The organism is Aquimarina sp. KJ22-3 (assembly GCF_055808215.1).
This window is the reverse complement of the sequence record NZ_CM147859.1, coordinates 5,333,292-5,347,182: the sequence shown is the minus strand read 5'-3', so window position 1 is coordinate 5,347,182 and position 13,891 is coordinate 5,333,292. Positions and strand designations below refer to the sequence as shown.

The window sequence follows — 13,891 nt, the reverse complement described above, 5'->3', positions numbered from 1 at the left end:
GTTTTTTGAATTTATCCTTTGATATCGTCAGTCACTTTTTCAGGCAATACCTCATATCCCATATTGTACAATGTGAATCCAAAAACATCTGCGAATTGCTCGATGGTTTTGCTAACTGGAGTCCCCGCTCCATGTCCTGCATTGGTTTCAATACGGATTAATGTAGGATTGTTCCCAATTTGTTTGTCTTGCAATTCTGCAGCAAACTTGAAAGAGTGCGCAGGTACCACACGATCATCATGATCTCCGGTGGTAACCAAGGTAGCAGGATATTCTATTCCTTCTTTTACATTGTGTACAGGAGAGTATCCTTTCAAATAGTCGAACATTTCTTTATCGTCCTCGGCGGTACCATAATCATATGCCCATCCTGCACCAGCAGTAAACGTATGATAGCGTAGCATGTCTAGTACACCTACCGCAGGAAGTGCTACTTTCATAAGATCAGGTCTTTGTGTCATTGTTGCACCAACCAATAATCCTCCGTTTGAACCTCCTCTTATTGCTAGGTAATCACTAGAGGTATATTTGTTTTCTATTAAATATTCTGCAGCTGCAATAAAATCGTCAAAAACATTTTGTTTTTGCATTTTGGTCCCAGCTACATGCCATTTTTTACCATATTCTCCTCCACCTCTTAGGTTAGGTACCGCAAAAATTCCTCCTTGCTCCATCCATACCGCATTACCAATGCTGAAAGAAGGAGTTAGGCTGATATTAAAACCGCCATACCCATAAAGTAATGTTGGGTTTTTACCATTAAGTTCGATACCTTTCTTGTACGTAATAATCATAGGCACTTTGGTGCCATCTTTTGAAGTATAAAATACCTGCTTACTTTCGTAATTGTCCGGATTAAAATCGATTTTAGGTTTGCGATATAATTCAGATGTTCCGTCGGTGATGTTGTATTTGTAAATGCTCGAAGGCGTCTTATAATTAGTGAACGAATAGTATAGTTCCTTATCTTCTTTTTTGGCTCCAAAACCATTTGCACTTCCTACTCCAGGAAGCTTTACTTCTCTAATCATTTTTCCGTCATAATCATATTGTAATACTTTAGAAACGGCATCCACCATATATTCTGCAAAGAAATATCCTCCACCAGTACCTGGACTTAGTACATTTTCAGTTTCCGGAATGAAATCTTTCCAATTTTCTGGGGTTGGGTTTGCTGCATCTACAGTAACTATTTTTTGATTTGGCGCATTTAGGTTGGTAACCAGATATAGTTTTGATCCTACATTTTCGATGATATAGGTATCACTATCGGTATGATCCAGAATGGTTACTAATTCACTATCGGGTTTAGTTAGATCTTTGATGAATAATTTATTTCCAGAAGTTGAGACACTTGCAGAAATAATAAGGTATCGATCATCTTCGGTTACACCTCCACCAATATATCTATGTTTTTGTTCTGGTGTACCTCCAAAAATTAATTCATCTTCTTTTTGTTTGGTGCCTAATTTGTGATAGTACACTTTGTGCTGATCAGTTTTGGCAGAAAGTTCACTTCCTTTTGGCTTATCGTAGCTAGAATAATAGAATCCTTCATTACCTTTCCAGGACATACCCGAAAATTTTACATCAATAAGAGTGTCTTCTATGACTTCTTTGGTTTCAGCATTTTTGATAATTATTTTTCTCCAGTCACTACCTCCTTCAGAAATGGCATAAGCAACTAGTTTTCCATCTTTAGAAAAACTTACACTACCTAATGATGTAGTACCGTCTTCGCTAAACGTATTAGGATCTAAGAATACTTCAGGCTCATCACCATCATTTTTAAACCTATAGATTACATATTGATTTTGAAGACCATCATTTTTATAGAAGTAAGTGTAGTCACCTTCTTTAAAAGGAGATCCGACTTTTTCATAATTCCATAGATCAGAAAGACGTTTTTTGAGGTCTTCTCTAAAAGGGATGTTTTCCAAATACCCAAAAGTAGTTTTGTTTTGTGTTTCTACCCACTTTCCGGTTTCTTCACTTCGATCATCTTCTAACCATCGGTAAGGGTCTTTCACTTCAGTTCCAAAATAAGTATCTACGGTATCAACTTTTTTGGTTTCAGGATAATTCAATGCAATTTGGTTTTTACTGGGTTGTTCTTTTGATTCGTTTTTGCAGGCTGCCATAAAAATTAGGGCAAATAGCACAAAGAGTGTGTTTTTCATGATGAGAATTCGTTAGAATAATACACAAATCTATCAAAAGAAGCGTGGCTAAATGCTAAAGAAAATATAAAAAAGACTGCCCGTACACGAATCTACGAAGAAAAATGTTTTTCTTCCAGGATGCTTTGGGGTTTAGCGACCTGTAGGATTAGTATACAAAGGCAGTCGGAAATTTCTGTAAGAAACAAAAAATTTTGGTTTTAGAAAAGAGGTTTATACTTATCCCAAAATTTAAATATTAAGAAAGTGTTGACAAGAAATACAAATATGGCGGGACCAATATTTGGAGGGTCGAGGGTACCGTGAAATAAGATGATATTTACAGAGATAGGTGCCAATAATATCAAGGCAAAAGGAACTGCTTTACCAATAAGAAGTAAAAAACCAACAATGATCTCGATTAGACCAACAGTTTTTAAAACATAGCTACTAGCTAATGCTCCAAAAAACACTCCGGCTTCTGGATTTGCAAATTCGAAGTCAGGCAGAAAGCCTATAAATTTATTGATTCCGAAAACGACTAGCATCGCTCCCAACAGTATTCTTAAAATTAAAATTAACTTATTCATTATGTTATTTTTTTGTGATTAAATTACTGTATTAGAGGAGGAAATGTTAGCAACCTTACAAATCTTACTTTTTGTACAAGTGGATATAAAAAGAAAATCCCTTGCTATTTTTTCAATAACAAGGGACTTTGAGAAATTGTATAATGGTGTTTAACCAATAAGATTATTTTCGGTTAAATATTCTGCAATCTGTACTGCATTTGTGGCAGCTCCTTTGCGCAAATTATCAGAAACGATCCACATATTTAATGCATTTTCTCGAGAGTGATCTCTACGTATTCTACCTACAAACACATCATTTTTCCCTTCGGCATAAATTGGCATAGGATAAGTGTTTGTATCTGGGTTGTCTTGTACAGTTACTCCCGGAGTTTCATTCAATAATGTTCTTACATCGCCTTCAACATATTCATTTTCAAACTCAAGATTTACACTCTCACTATGCCCTCCAACCACAGGGATTCTAATAGCGGTAGCGGTCACGGCGATAGTGCGATCATCAAGAATTTTTTGAGTTTCGTTTACCAATTTCATTTCTTCTTTGGTATAACCGTTGTCCTGAAATACATCGCAATGTGGTATTGCGTTGCGGTGTATTGGATAAGGATACGCCATTTCGCCATTTTGACCTGCATATTCATTCTCTAGCTGTTGCACTGCTTTAACCCCAGTTCCTGTAATCGATTGATAAGTAGAAACTACAACTCGTTTAATTTTATATTGATCATGCAAAGGTCCTAATGCCATCACCATTTGTATGGTTGAGCAATTAGGATTGGCAATAATTTTGTCATCTGCAGACAAAGTTTTGGCATTAATTTCAGGAACTACCAACTTTTTGGTAGGGTCCATTCTCCAAGCCGATGAATTGTCGATTACTGTTATACCGGCATCTGCAAATTTTGGAGCCCACTCCAAAGAAGTACTTCCTCCGGCAGAGAATAAGGCAACATCCGGTTTCATTTCGATAGCAGTAGAAAGCCCTACTACAGTGTATTCATCACCTTTGTAAGAAATCTTTTTACCTACAGATCGCTCTGATGCTACAGGGATTAACTCGGTTACAGGAAATTGTCTTTCCTCTAATACTTTTAACATTACGGTTCCTACCAGTCCGGTAGCACCTACTACAGCTACTTTCATGAATTTTATTCTTTTTAGAAATACAAAAGTCGTATAAACTCTTTTAAATTCCAGCAAATGTGAGGAATATTTTGAAGACCACAAGAAATTACACAAAAAATATAAAAAATAAGATTATTTGTTATATAATAAACAAATTGTAAAAAAGAACCACCCTGGTATGGGTGGTTTAGTTAGAATATGTAGTATAGCGGTCGCTATAGATAATTCATTCTAAAAATGGTCGAGATTATTGTTTCTTCAACAAATCTCTGATTTCTGCTAACAACTCTTCTTGAGTTGGTCCTGCTGGTGGTGCTGGAGCTTCTTCTTCTTTTTTCTGTGATCTTTCATAGGCTTTCAATACCATAAAAATACAAAAGCCAATAATGATGAAATCAATCACCGTTTGAACAAAAGAACCATAATTAATAGTTACAGGAGCGATAGCTTCGCCAGCTTCATTAACAGAAGCCTCGGTAAGTTGAAATTTAAGATCTGTAAAATTCACTTTGCCTAATAGCAATCCAATAGGTGGCATTAATACATCATTCGTAAAAGATGTCACTATTTTTCCAAATGCTCCCCCTACGATTACTGCAGTAGCAAGATTTACGATATCACCTTTCAAAAGAAAGGACTTAAAATCTTTAAAGAATCCCATATGTTTAGATTAATGTAGTTAGTATAGGTCTAATTTAACAAAAATTAATTTACACCTAGAATAGGAGAAATGATTTTAAAAACGCTTTTTCGATAAACGTCAAGAATTGTCGACAACTACACGTTTTACCCGGGGCGAGATGGCAGTTAATAACTCATAAGAGATAGTGCCTGAGTGTTCTGCAATTTTTGCAGCATTCGAAGTATGATCAAAAACAATAACCTCGTCACCTTCTCTGCAATCAATGTCGGTAATGTCGACCATAATCATATCCATACAAACATTCCCAATGATGTAGGCCATCTTATTATTGATCGTTACAAATCCTTTTTTGTTCCCGAAGAATCTACCTATACCATCTGCATGTCCAATAGGGATAGTAGCAGTTTTTACATATCCTGGAGCTTTATAGGCGCGATTGTAACCTACACTTTCTCCTGGTTCTAACTTATGAATTTGAGAAATGACTGATTTTAACGAGGCAACTGGTTTTAACTGCGTATCAAATTTGGCTTCATTACCATATCCGTACAGACCGATACCGGTTCTTACCATATCAAAATGTGCTTCGGGATAGTTCAATATGCCCGAGGTATTAGATTGATGTAATATAGGTTGGTACCCTAGTCGATTACTGATGTTCTCAGCTATTTTTTGAAATGTATGTATTTGATCTAATGTAAAAGCTCTTTCTTCATGATCTTCACTGGCAGCCAGATGAGAAAGTAATGCTTTAATTTTTATTGCCTTTGTATTTTCAAGCTGTTCAAAAATGTAATCAATATCGTTTTCCCAAAAGCCTATTCGATTGAGACCGGTATTGAATTTAATATGAACAGGATATTCTTGTTGATCTAACGAATCGGCAACTTTAATAAATTCTCTAAGTGTTCTGGGGCTATATAAACTTGGCTCTAGTTGATGATTGATCAACTTTTTGAAGTTAATAGGCTGCGGATGCAATACCAATATAGGCGTTGTGATTCCGGCTTCTCTCAAAAGAATACCTTCAGAAACATAGGCCACTGCAAAATAATCAGCTCCCAACGTTTCAAGATGTTTGGCAATAACAGTAGCGTCACTTCCATAACCAGAGGCCTTCACGACAGCAAGCATTTTAACATCAGAAGCTACCTTACTTTTTAGATAATTAAAATTATGAGTAAGGTGGGATAGATGAATTTCTAAAACAGTTTCTTGGGTACTACTCATTCGTGTTTTCTGAGTTTTTTGATATTTCCTTTGGGTCCTTTACTTCCATACCTTTCACCTTTTCCTTAAGCATAGCTTTGTAATAGGCTGCTCTACTTAGAGGCTCATATTCTTCAGTTTCTCCTAACAGGACCAAATCGTCTTTTCTGGATTTTCGATAACTGTACTGTGCCAGATTTCCTGTACGAGTACATACAGCATGTACTTTGGTCACATATTCTGCTGTTGCCATAAGTGCGGGCATAGGGCCAAAAGGATTGCCTTTAAAATCCATATCCAATCCTGCAACAATTACTCGGATTCCTTTATTGGCCAGATCATTGCAAACGGCTACAATTTCATCATCAAAAAATTGAGCCTCATCGATCCCTACTACATCACAAGTATCTGCTAGAATGCGAATATTGGCAGCTGCGGGAACAGGAGTTGATCGAATCTCATTGGCATCATGCGAAACCACCATTTCATCATCATAACGAACATCTATGGCAGGCTTAAATATTTCAACCTTTTGTTTCGCAAATTGAGCACGTTTCAATCGGCGGATCAATTCTTCCGTTTTCCCAGAAAACATCGAACCACATATTACTTCTATCCACCCAAATTGCTCTTTATGATTTACCGTATTTTCGAGAAACATTTTGTACTTTTCAGAATCAATTAAAGAAATCCCTTTTTCCTTACCTAAAAGATGAGGTAAATTTATTAAAAAACCAAAAGCAGTATCGCAAACGTATAAGAAAGTTATGAAGAAGAAATTGGAAGCTGAATTGATAAGTATTGCTCACCGAATATTACAATTAAAAGATAGATCCACATTACCACAGTTGCAAGAAGAGGCAAGAAAGTTGTATGAAAAACTAACCATTTTAAATTTTGCCGAAGATCATTTTGCTGGGCCACAACCAACTATTGGACAAATCTATAAGGCGATCGAAGAACAAGGACCAAATACTTTTAAGGAAAAAGAATCGATTGCAGCAGTACCTGTTGCACCACCTTCAGAAATTGAAAAAAGTATTTCAGAGCCCTCTTCTCAAAATGCTCATCAGGAAGTAAAGGAACAAGAGCCAGTTTCTTTGGATCAGAAACCAGAATTAGTGATCGAGGAAATTAATGCCAGAGTAAGTGAGGATTTATTTGTACCAGCTTCAGATACCAGTGAAGAAGTAAAAACACTTTCAGATACTTTGACGTCTATACCAGAGTATAAAAAAATTGATATGGATGATGTTACTCCACAGTTAGACAAACCTGAAGATCGCGAAAAACCAAAATCTCTGAATGAGCAATTGCGGAAAGATATCCATATCGGATTGAATGATCGTTTGGCCTTTATCAAACATCTTTTTGAAGGGAGTACGCCAGATTATAATCGTGTGCTTTCTCAGTTGAATACGATAAGCGATAAAAAAGGAGCCGAAGAGTTTATCAGCTCGATGGTAAAGCCTGATTATAACAATTGGGAAGGAAAAGAAGAGTATGAAGATCGCTTTATGGATGTTGTACTCAGTAAATACGAAAACTAAACACAAATCTAATATTTATGAAGATAGTTTATTGGATAACTACGGTTGCCCTGTGTGCCATTATGTTGTATTCTGCACAGATGTATTTTTTTAAGACTGAAATGATCAAAGGTTTTTTTGAAAGTTTCAATTATCCAACATATATCGTTATTCCTTTGGCAATAGCCAAGATATTAGGGATAGTAGCCATTTTGACCAATCAAATTAAATGGATAAAAGAATGGGCGTATGCTGGTTTCTTTTTTGATCTGGTATTGGCAAGTCTTGCACATCATTATGCTGGGCATCCAGTAGGATTGTCGGTATATGCAATTGTTATTTTGATTGTATCTTATGCGGTTGGTAAAAAAGTGAGACCTTAATGTCAAAGTTATATATTGTTCCTACTCCAATTGGTAATTTAGAAGATATGACCTTTAGAGCGATCAAAGTGCTAAAGGAAGTTGATCTTATTTTGGCAGAAGATACCCGCACTAGTGGCAAACTGCTCAAACATTTTGAAATCGCCACTCCTATGCAGAGTCATCATATGCATAATGAGCATAAAACGATAAATAACATTGTACAGCGATTACAAAGAGGAGATACTATTGCTCTTATTAGTGATGCTGGTACTCCTGCAATAAGTGACCCCGGTTTTTTACTTACTCGAGCTTGTGTAGAGCAAGGAATCCCGGTTGAATGCTTGCCAGGGGCAACTGCATTTGTGCCTGCTTTGGTGAATAGTGGCTTGCCCAATGATAAATTTGTTTTTGAAGGCTTTTTGCCTGTTAAGAAAGGACGGCAAACCCGACTAAAGTTTCTGGCAGAAGAGACAAGAACTATGATTTTTTATGAATCTCCACATAAGCTAATCAAAACCTTAGGGAATTTTGTTGAATATTTTGGAGCCGAACGATTAGTTACTGTATCTCGTGAGCTTAGTAAATTACATGAAGAAACCATTCGCGGTACTGCCAAAGAAGTATTATCTCATTTTGAAACCAAACCTCCTAAAGGGGAAATTGTTATCGTTGTAGAAGGAAAAAAGAAATAGTGGATCAATTACTTTCAGATATTAGATCGTGTGATGTTTGCGCCGAACATTTGGCTTTAGGCCCCAGACCAGTAGTCACTGGTCGCCCCGAAGCTAAAATTGTAATTATTGGTCAGGCACCAGGAACCAAAGTACATGCCTCTGGTGTGCCCTGGGATGATCAAAGTGGAAAGCAACTTCGAAAATGGCTTGATGTTTCGGATGAGGTGTTTTATGATGAAACCAAGATCGCCATTGTCCCTATGGGATTTTGTTATCCCGGAAAAGGAAAAAGTGGAGATTTGCCTCCACGACCAGAATGTGCACCGCTTTGGCATCAAAAATTATTCGATCATATGCCCAATATCGAATTAATCATCCTTATCGGACAGTATGCTCAAAAGCACTATCTCCAAAAAAATGTAAAAAACAATCTTACCAAAACGGTTCGGGCGTATCATGAATATTTACCCAAGTATTTTACTTTGCCTCACCCGTCACCAAGAAATCGTTTTTGGTTTACAAAAAACCCTTGGTTTGCCATGGATGTACTTCCTGTACTTCAAAGTATGGTTAAGAAGGCAATAACATAAAAAAACCTGTTTAAATTCTAGAAATGACAATATCTCAATTCATATCCAAAGTAAAAGAACAACCCCAACAACTGTCCTTTGAGGATACCATGAACGTTATCGAAGAGCATTTTGATTTTACACCAAGTGCTTTCAAAAATGGAGAAGTGGTTAACAAAGAGGGAGAAAATTCTGGGTCCTGTAAATTATTGAGCTTTGCACAACTTCAACAATTAAGTAAAGAAGAGACTTTATATTGTTTTGGGCAGTACTATAGAGATGTACTACAAACCCCAGAAGGTGTTGACCATCAAAACATCCGTAATTTTATGAAAACGGGATGGGATGGGGTTTCTTTTGATCAAGACCCACTGGTTAAAAAGTAAGCGATACGGTTTATAAAAAGACTAACCAAACATACGTTACAAAAGAATTACTTTCAATAATACATTAGTGTAAGCGTTATTGATACTAAAGTAATCCTTAAAGCAAAAGTCATTGAAACGTAAATCGTTGTTTACCATCATAGGTATTAGCCTATTGGTTTTCTTATTGTGGCAATTACCCTATTTTGGAGTGATACAGTATCCTTTCTTGCTATTAGGTACCTGGTTTCATGAAATGGGGCATGGTCTTACTGCTATACTATTAGGAGGTAAATTTTATTATCTGGAGATTTACGAAAACGGAGGTGGAGTAGCTTATTCTAATGTAGAGAACAGCTATGTAAACTATGATCTGGCTAGAGCACTTACAGCTGCAGGAGGATTGTTAGGACCAGCTATTTCTGGAGCGATTATGATTACTGCTGCAAAAAATCGAATAGCCTCCAAAATTACTTTATGGGTATTGCTGCTGATTATGGTATTATCCTTATGCATTTGGATTCATGACCTACTGGCACTGGTTATTTTAAGTGTATTTGCTGCTATTTTGTTTTTTGTGGCCATACTAAGAATTCGAAATCTTGAAGCATTTACCCTATTGTTTTTGGGTACACAATGTGTATTGAGCACCTATTTGCAAACGGGATATTTGTTTACCAAACAATTTGAAAGAAGTGGAAAGATACACTATTCGGATACACAAATGATAGCTGCTCATCTATCAGGAACTTATTGGCTATGGGCGATATGTATTCTTGTAACAACCATTTTTTTACTCTATCGTAGTTATCGATACTATCTTCGTAAATAAAATTAGGCCATATAAGTGAATAACTCATACAGCCTAATTTTTATATGTTGATCAGGAGTGACGTCTACACGTGTTTTCCTTTTTCCCAGCCGTGTTTGCCGAGGTATTGTTCACCCGATTCTATAGCACCTTCTTCAACAATGGTTCCCATAGAGTCGTTCCATCTATTCAAATACCCGAATAAAGAAATTACACCAAGCATTTCTACAATCTCACCTTCGTCCCAATACTTGTATAATTCTTCTTTGATTTTGGCATCAACAGCATTAGGGGTTACTGAGGCGGCCAAAGAAAAGTCTAGTGCAGCACGCTCCGCATTGCTAAATGCAGGATGCGTTTTGTATTCCCAAATATTATCTAATTGTTCTTGCTCGGCACCATATCGCTCTGCAGCACGAATAGCATGAGCCTGGCAATATCTGCATCCTGTAGCATTACTACTTACCCAAGCAATCATACGTTTTAAAGCAGAGGTCACTCGGCCCTCATTAGCCATTACCGCTTTATTAAGGTTGATAAATGCCTTTGAAATAGCAGGTCTTCTCTGCATGGTAAGCACAGAGTTAGGGCAAAAACCAAGAGTTTCGTTAAAAAATTCTGCTAGTTTTTTGGTTTCCAGATCGTGTTCTGGAGATAGTGGAGTTACTAATGGCATGTGTATATTTTTTTGAGTTTAATCTAAAATTTTAGAAAGGCAAAATACAAAACTAATACCCAAATACATGATGATGAAGATGTTTTTTGTACTTTGTATTTTTAATTGTTTGGAATAGATTACACCCATGAGATGGACACTAAAACCCACCCCTGATACTTCGATTGTAAATGCTTTGGCAGAACGCCTTAATGTAGATACCATAATTGCTACTTTGCTTGTGCAAAGAGGTATAGAAACTTTTGAGGAGGCAAAGAAATTTTTTAGACCATCTCTCGATGATTTACATGATCCTTTTTTGATGAAAGATATGGATCGTGCAGTAGATAGAATCGAATCCGCAATTCGCAATGAGGAGAATATTTTGGTGTATGGGGATTATGATGTAGATGGGACTACCTCGGTAGCCTTGATGTCATCTTATCTTTCTACTTTAACGCCCCAAGTGGCCACCTACATCCCCGATCGATATCAAGAAGGATATGGAGTTTCTTATCAGGGGATAGATTATGCACATGATAATGATATTTCATTAATTATAGCCCTGGATTGTGGGATAAAAGCCATTGAAAAAGTGGCCTATGCCAAGGAGAAAGGAATTGATTTTGTGATATGTGATCACCACCGACCAGGAGAGCAAATACCTAACGCCGTAGCAGTTTTGGATCCAAAACGTAGCGATTGTGAGTATCCGTATAAAGAGTTATGCGGTTGTGGTGTGGGGTTTAAGTTAATTCAGGCGCTGGCTTCAAGATACGATCAAACTATAGAAGACCTACTGCCTTATTTGGATTTGGTGGCTACAGCAATTGGAGCTGATATTGTCCCTATCACAGGAGAAAATAGAGCCCTGGCACATTTTGGATTAAAGGTAATCAATGCTCATCCAAGGACTGGATTTAAAGCGATGTTGTCTAAGGCAAACAAAACTACCCTAACCATTACTGACCTGGTATTTCTTGTTGCACCTAGAATCAATGCTGCCGGGCGAATGAAACACGGTTTGCACGCGGTTAATCTGCTTACAGAGACGGATCTACAGACCGCTTTACAATTTGCTTCAGAAATTGAATTGTATAATAGTGATCGTAAAGAGGCAGATAAGAAAATCACTGAGGAGGCTTTACAGCAGATCAAAGACAATCAGGAAGAAGAGCGATATACCACGGTTGTTTATCAGGAAAACTGGCATAAGGGAGTTATTGGTATTGTTGCGTCTAGGCTCACAGAAACCTATTACCGACCAACATTAGTTTTCACCAAAAGTGGAGATAAATTGGCGGCCTCGGCACGATCGGTAAGAGGGTATGATGTATACGAAGCCCTAAACGCTTGCACGGATTATATCGAACAGTTTGGTGGGCATAAATATGCTGCCGGACTTACTTTGCTGGAAGAAAATTATGAGGCTTTCAAAGAGAAGTTTGAATCTGTGGTGGCATCTACTATTGATAAAAAATTATTAACTCCTGAAATCACGGTGGATATGCCGATCGAGCTTACTCAAATTACCCCAAAGTTTTATCGAATTCTAAAACAGTTTGCTCCATTTGGTCCAGGTAATATGACTCCCGTGTTTATGACCGAGGGTGTAAAAGATACAGGGTACGGAAAATGCGTGGGTGCAAATGACAAGCATCTAAAATGTGCTTTGCAAAAAAATAAAATTGCCGTGGGTGCCATAGGTTTTGGTTTGGGAGCAAAGCAAAACTTGATTACAGGAAATAATTCGTTTAAAGCTGCATATTCGATTGACGAAAATGAATGGAACGGGCAGGTATCTTTACAACTGAAGTTAAAAGATATAAATTAACTTATTTTTATTTAGATTGATTATAAATAATGTGTATTTTTGAATCAAAATAGATTCAGAATGAGCCCTATTGATAAAATATTCAGCAACGAAATTGGTATTTCCTTCTTCTGGAAGAAAGAAACGCAGACCAATACACCCAAAGTACAATTGGTGTTTAGAGATATTGGATTTTTACTAACGCTTAATGAGTTAAAAGACTTTTCGGACTCCTGCACCAATACCATTCAATCGCAATGTTGTAGTGAGTGTATGGATCCAGAACATTGTCGATCCTTGTTATTAAGAACACCATCGGATAAAATTGATCTTGCGGTTAACCGACAAGAAATTCACCAGATTCAAGAATTGATTAACGGGACCATTTTTAAAATGGAGCTGAAAAGTTGGATTAATGGATTAAGTTTTAATTAACCCATTATTTTTTCATAAAATCCAGGATTTTATAGGTAATTTCCTGTGCCTTGGTTTCCTGAATAAAATGTTTTTCGTCTACAAAATGAATATCTTCGGGCCTAACACCCAGGGCATTTGCCGCTCTGTTTTCTTGTGGAGGCCACTGCAGCATAGTATCGTGTATTCCCCAGATTACCGAAACAGGAACTTTTACATTCTCGAATACTTCACTATAATCCGGAAGGTCATTACACGTTTGACTGAAGAAGTAGTACATCGCATCAGTTTTACCTTCCAGCAAAGGTGTTTTGTACCCTTCGACATCCACTGGGTTAAGAGTATTTTCTTTTAAACCTTCTTTGAACAATTTTTTTAATAGCGTATTGGTGGTAACTCCATTACGATAGGCCCACATTGCTGTTTTGGCAAAGCCACCAGGTTTCATACGAACTGGAGGATAGAAACCTTCTTCATAGATAATGGTGTTGAGTACTACTAACTTTTCAATTTTATCAGGGTCTTGCTTGATCAATTCCCAAGTCCATAAACCACCGGCATCATGCATAACATGGGTCCAGCTTTCGATACCCAAAGATTCCATAAGTTCCAGAATTCGCTTGGCATGGTTTTCATTATTATAAATTTCAAAACCTTCCGGAGAATCACTAGAACCATAACCCAACATATCCGGTACAATAACACGATATCCTTTTTTGGCCAATGGATCAATCATCTTACGATATAACCAGCCTGATGCAGGAACACCATGAAGTAGCAAAATAGCAGGCCCTTCACCTTTGTCGATATATTTGATCAAACCATCTTGGGTAGGATATAATCGTTGTTCTGCTCTGAAATCCTCGTAGGTAATCTGATTTTTTCTAATTTTAGTAGTTTCATAGGGCTTGCAGGAAAATAGAAGCAATCCCAATAGGGTGAAAAGAAAAAACTTTCGCATAGCAATGAT

16 protein-coding genes are annotated in these 13,891 nt (G+C 37.1%); 8 read left to right on the top strand and 8 right to left on the bottom strand.

From position 1 onward, the window contains the following. Positions 1–11: 11 nt before the first annotated feature. The 6 genes from AC0L3Q_RS24775 to AC0L3Q_RS24750 form a co-directional block, all read right to left on the bottom strand. Positions 12–2,180, bottom strand: a complete 2,169-nt coding sequence (locus AC0L3Q_RS24775; RefSeq protein WP_473283928.1) for a prolyl oligopeptidase family serine peptidase — start codon at positions 2,178–2,180, stop codon at positions 12–14. Positions 2,181–2,380: 200 nt separating this feature from the next. Next, positions 2,381–2,749 carry a DoxX family membrane protein gene (locus AC0L3Q_RS24770; RefSeq protein WP_473283927.1) on the bottom strand — a complete coding sequence of 123 codons (369 nt, stop codon included), beginning with the start codon at positions 2,747–2,749 and terminating at the stop codon, positions 2,381–2,383. Positions 2,750–2,899: 150 nt separating this feature from the next. Further along, positions 2,900–3,892: an aspartate-semialdehyde dehydrogenase gene (locus AC0L3Q_RS24765; RefSeq protein ID WP_473283926.1), complete on the bottom strand. Its 993-nt coding sequence runs from the start codon at positions 3,890–3,892 to the stop codon at positions 2,900–2,902. 229 nt (positions 3,893–4,121) lie between these two features. Then, positions 4,122–4,535 carry a large-conductance mechanosensitive channel protein MscL gene (gene mscL, locus AC0L3Q_RS24760; RefSeq protein ID WP_473283925.1) on the bottom strand — a complete coding sequence of 138 codons (414 nt, stop codon included), beginning with the start codon at positions 4,533–4,535 and terminating at the stop codon, positions 4,122–4,124. A 99-nt stretch (positions 4,536–4,634) separates the two neighbouring features. Next, the gene (gene alr / locus AC0L3Q_RS24755) at positions 4,635–5,747 is read right to left on the bottom strand and encodes an alanine racemase (RefSeq protein ID WP_473283923.1); all 1,113 of its coding nucleotides are present in this window, start codon (positions 5,745–5,747) and stop codon (positions 4,635–4,637) included. Continuing rightward, positions 5,740–6,387, bottom strand: coding sequence for a thymidine kinase (locus AC0L3Q_RS24750; RefSeq protein ID WP_473283921.1), 648 nt, complete (start codon positions 6,385–6,387; stop codon positions 5,740–5,742). The genes alr and AC0L3Q_RS24750 overlap by 8 nt, the downstream gene beginning before the upstream one ends. A 106-nt stretch (positions 6,388–6,493) precedes the next feature. Here AC0L3Q_RS24750 and AC0L3Q_RS24745 point away from each other — a divergent pair, with 106 nt between their 5' ends. From AC0L3Q_RS24745 to AC0L3Q_RS24720, 6 genes are all read left to right on the top strand, one after another. Further along, complete coding sequence (locus AC0L3Q_RS24745; protein ID WP_473283919.1) at positions 6,494–7,276, top strand: hypothetical protein; 783 nt, start codon at positions 6,494–6,496, stop codon at positions 7,274–7,276. Between the two features lie 17 nt (positions 7,277–7,293). After that, the gene (locus tag AC0L3Q_RS24740) at positions 7,294–7,638 is read left to right on the top strand and encodes a DoxX family protein (RefSeq protein WP_473283917.1); all 345 of its coding nucleotides are present in this window, start codon (positions 7,294–7,296) and stop codon (positions 7,636–7,638) included. Next, positions 7,638–8,312: a 16S rRNA (cytidine(1402)-2'-O)-methyltransferase gene (gene rsmI, locus AC0L3Q_RS24735; protein ID WP_473283915.1), complete on the top strand. Its 675-nt coding sequence runs from the start codon at positions 7,638–7,640 to the stop codon at positions 8,310–8,312. The genes AC0L3Q_RS24740 and rsmI overlap by 1 nt, the downstream gene beginning before the upstream one ends. Then, on the top strand, positions 8,312–8,884 hold the full coding sequence (locus AC0L3Q_RS24730) for a uracil-DNA glycosylase family protein (RefSeq protein ID WP_473283914.1): 573 nt from the start codon (positions 8,312–8,314) through the stop codon (positions 8,882–8,884). Before rsmI ends, AC0L3Q_RS24730 begins: the two co-directional genes overlap by 1 nt. Before the next feature lie 23 nt (positions 8,885–8,907). Beyond that, complete coding sequence (locus AC0L3Q_RS24725; RefSeq protein WP_473283912.1) at positions 8,908–9,249, top strand: HopJ type III effector protein; 342 nt, start codon at positions 8,908–8,910, stop codon at positions 9,247–9,249. A 112-nt stretch (positions 9,250–9,361) separates the two neighbouring features. Next, positions 9,362–10,060, top strand: a complete 699-nt coding sequence (locus tag AC0L3Q_RS24720; RefSeq protein ID WP_473283910.1) for a M50 family metallopeptidase — start codon at positions 9,362–9,364, stop codon at positions 10,058–10,060. Positions 10,061–10,124: 64 nt separating this feature from the next. Here the strand turns inward: AC0L3Q_RS24720 and AC0L3Q_RS24715 are convergent, their stop codons facing one another. Further along, positions 10,125–10,715 (bottom strand): carboxymuconolactone decarboxylase family protein, encoded by a 591-nt coding sequence (locus AC0L3Q_RS24715; protein WP_473283908.1) that lies wholly within the window; start codon positions 10,713–10,715, stop codon positions 10,125–10,127. Between the two features lie 127 nt (positions 10,716–10,842). On the opposite strand from AC0L3Q_RS24715, the gene recJ reads away from it, so the two are divergent. Further along, positions 10,843–12,528, top strand: coding sequence for a single-stranded-DNA-specific exonuclease RecJ (gene recJ, locus AC0L3Q_RS24710; RefSeq protein ID WP_473283906.1), 1,686 nt, complete (start codon positions 10,843–10,845; stop codon positions 12,526–12,528). Positions 12,529–12,588: 60 nt separating this feature from the next. Beyond that, a complete protein-coding gene (locus AC0L3Q_RS24705; protein WP_473283904.1) occupies positions 12,589–12,942 on the top strand; it encodes a hypothetical protein in 354 nt (117 codons plus the stop codon). Between the two features lie 4 nt (positions 12,943–12,946). On the opposite strand, the gene AC0L3Q_RS24700 is transcribed toward AC0L3Q_RS24705, so the two are convergent. After that, positions 12,947–13,882: an alpha/beta fold hydrolase gene (locus tag AC0L3Q_RS24700; protein WP_473283902.1), complete on the bottom strand. Its 936-nt coding sequence runs from the start codon at positions 13,880–13,882 to the stop codon at positions 12,947–12,949. Between the last annotated feature and the right edge of the window lie 9 nt (positions 13,883–13,891).

Excerpts from the sequence above, each read along its gene's own strand:
- AC0L3Q_RS24775 (WP_473283928.1), bottom strand. The coding sequence starts at position 2,180 with ATGAAAAACACACTCTTTGTGCTATTTGCCCTAATTTTTATGGCAGCC.
- AC0L3Q_RS24770 (WP_473283927.1), bottom strand. The coding sequence starts at position 2,749 with ATGAATAAGTTAATTTTAATTTTAAGAATACTGTTGGGAGCGATGCTA.
- AC0L3Q_RS24765 (WP_473283926.1), bottom strand. The coding sequence starts at position 3,892 with ATGAAAGTAGCTGTAGTAGGTGCTACCGGACTGGTAGGAACCGTAATG.
- mscL (WP_473283925.1), bottom strand. The coding sequence starts at position 4,535 with ATGGGATTCTTTAAAGATTTTAAGTCCTTTCTTTTGAAAGGTGATATC.
- alr (WP_473283923.1), bottom strand. The coding sequence starts at position 5,747 with ATGAGTAGTACCCAAGAAACTGTTTTAGAAATTCATCTATCCCACCTT.
- AC0L3Q_RS24750 (WP_473283921.1), bottom strand. The coding sequence starts at position 6,387 with ATGTTTCTCGAAAATACGGTAAATCATAAAGAGCAATTTGGGTGGATA.
- AC0L3Q_RS24745 (WP_473283919.1), top strand. The coding sequence starts at position 6,494 with ATGAAGAAGAAATTGGAAGCTGAATTGATAAGTATTGCTCACCGAATA.
- AC0L3Q_RS24740 (WP_473283917.1), top strand. The coding sequence starts at position 7,294 with ATGAAGATAGTTTATTGGATAACTACGGTTGCCCTGTGTGCCATTATG.
- rsmI (WP_473283915.1), top strand. The coding sequence starts at position 7,638 with ATGTCAAAGTTATATATTGTTCCTACTCCAATTGGTAATTTAGAAGAT.
- AC0L3Q_RS24725 (WP_473283912.1), top strand. The coding sequence starts at position 8,908 with ATGACAATATCTCAATTCATATCCAAAGTAAAAGAACAACCCCAACAA.
- AC0L3Q_RS24715 (WP_473283908.1), bottom strand. The coding sequence starts at position 10,715 with ATGCCATTAGTAACTCCACTATCTCCAGAACACGATCTGGAAACCAAA.
- recJ (WP_473283906.1), top strand. The coding sequence starts at position 10,843 with ATGAGATGGACACTAAAACCCACCCCTGATACTTCGATTGTAAATGCT.
- AC0L3Q_RS24705 (WP_473283904.1), top strand. The coding sequence starts at position 12,589 with ATGAGCCCTATTGATAAAATATTCAGCAACGAAATTGGTATTTCCTTC.
- AC0L3Q_RS24700 (WP_473283902.1), bottom strand. The coding sequence starts at position 13,882 with ATGCGAAAGTTTTTTCTTTTCACCCTATTGGGATTGCTTCTATTTTCC.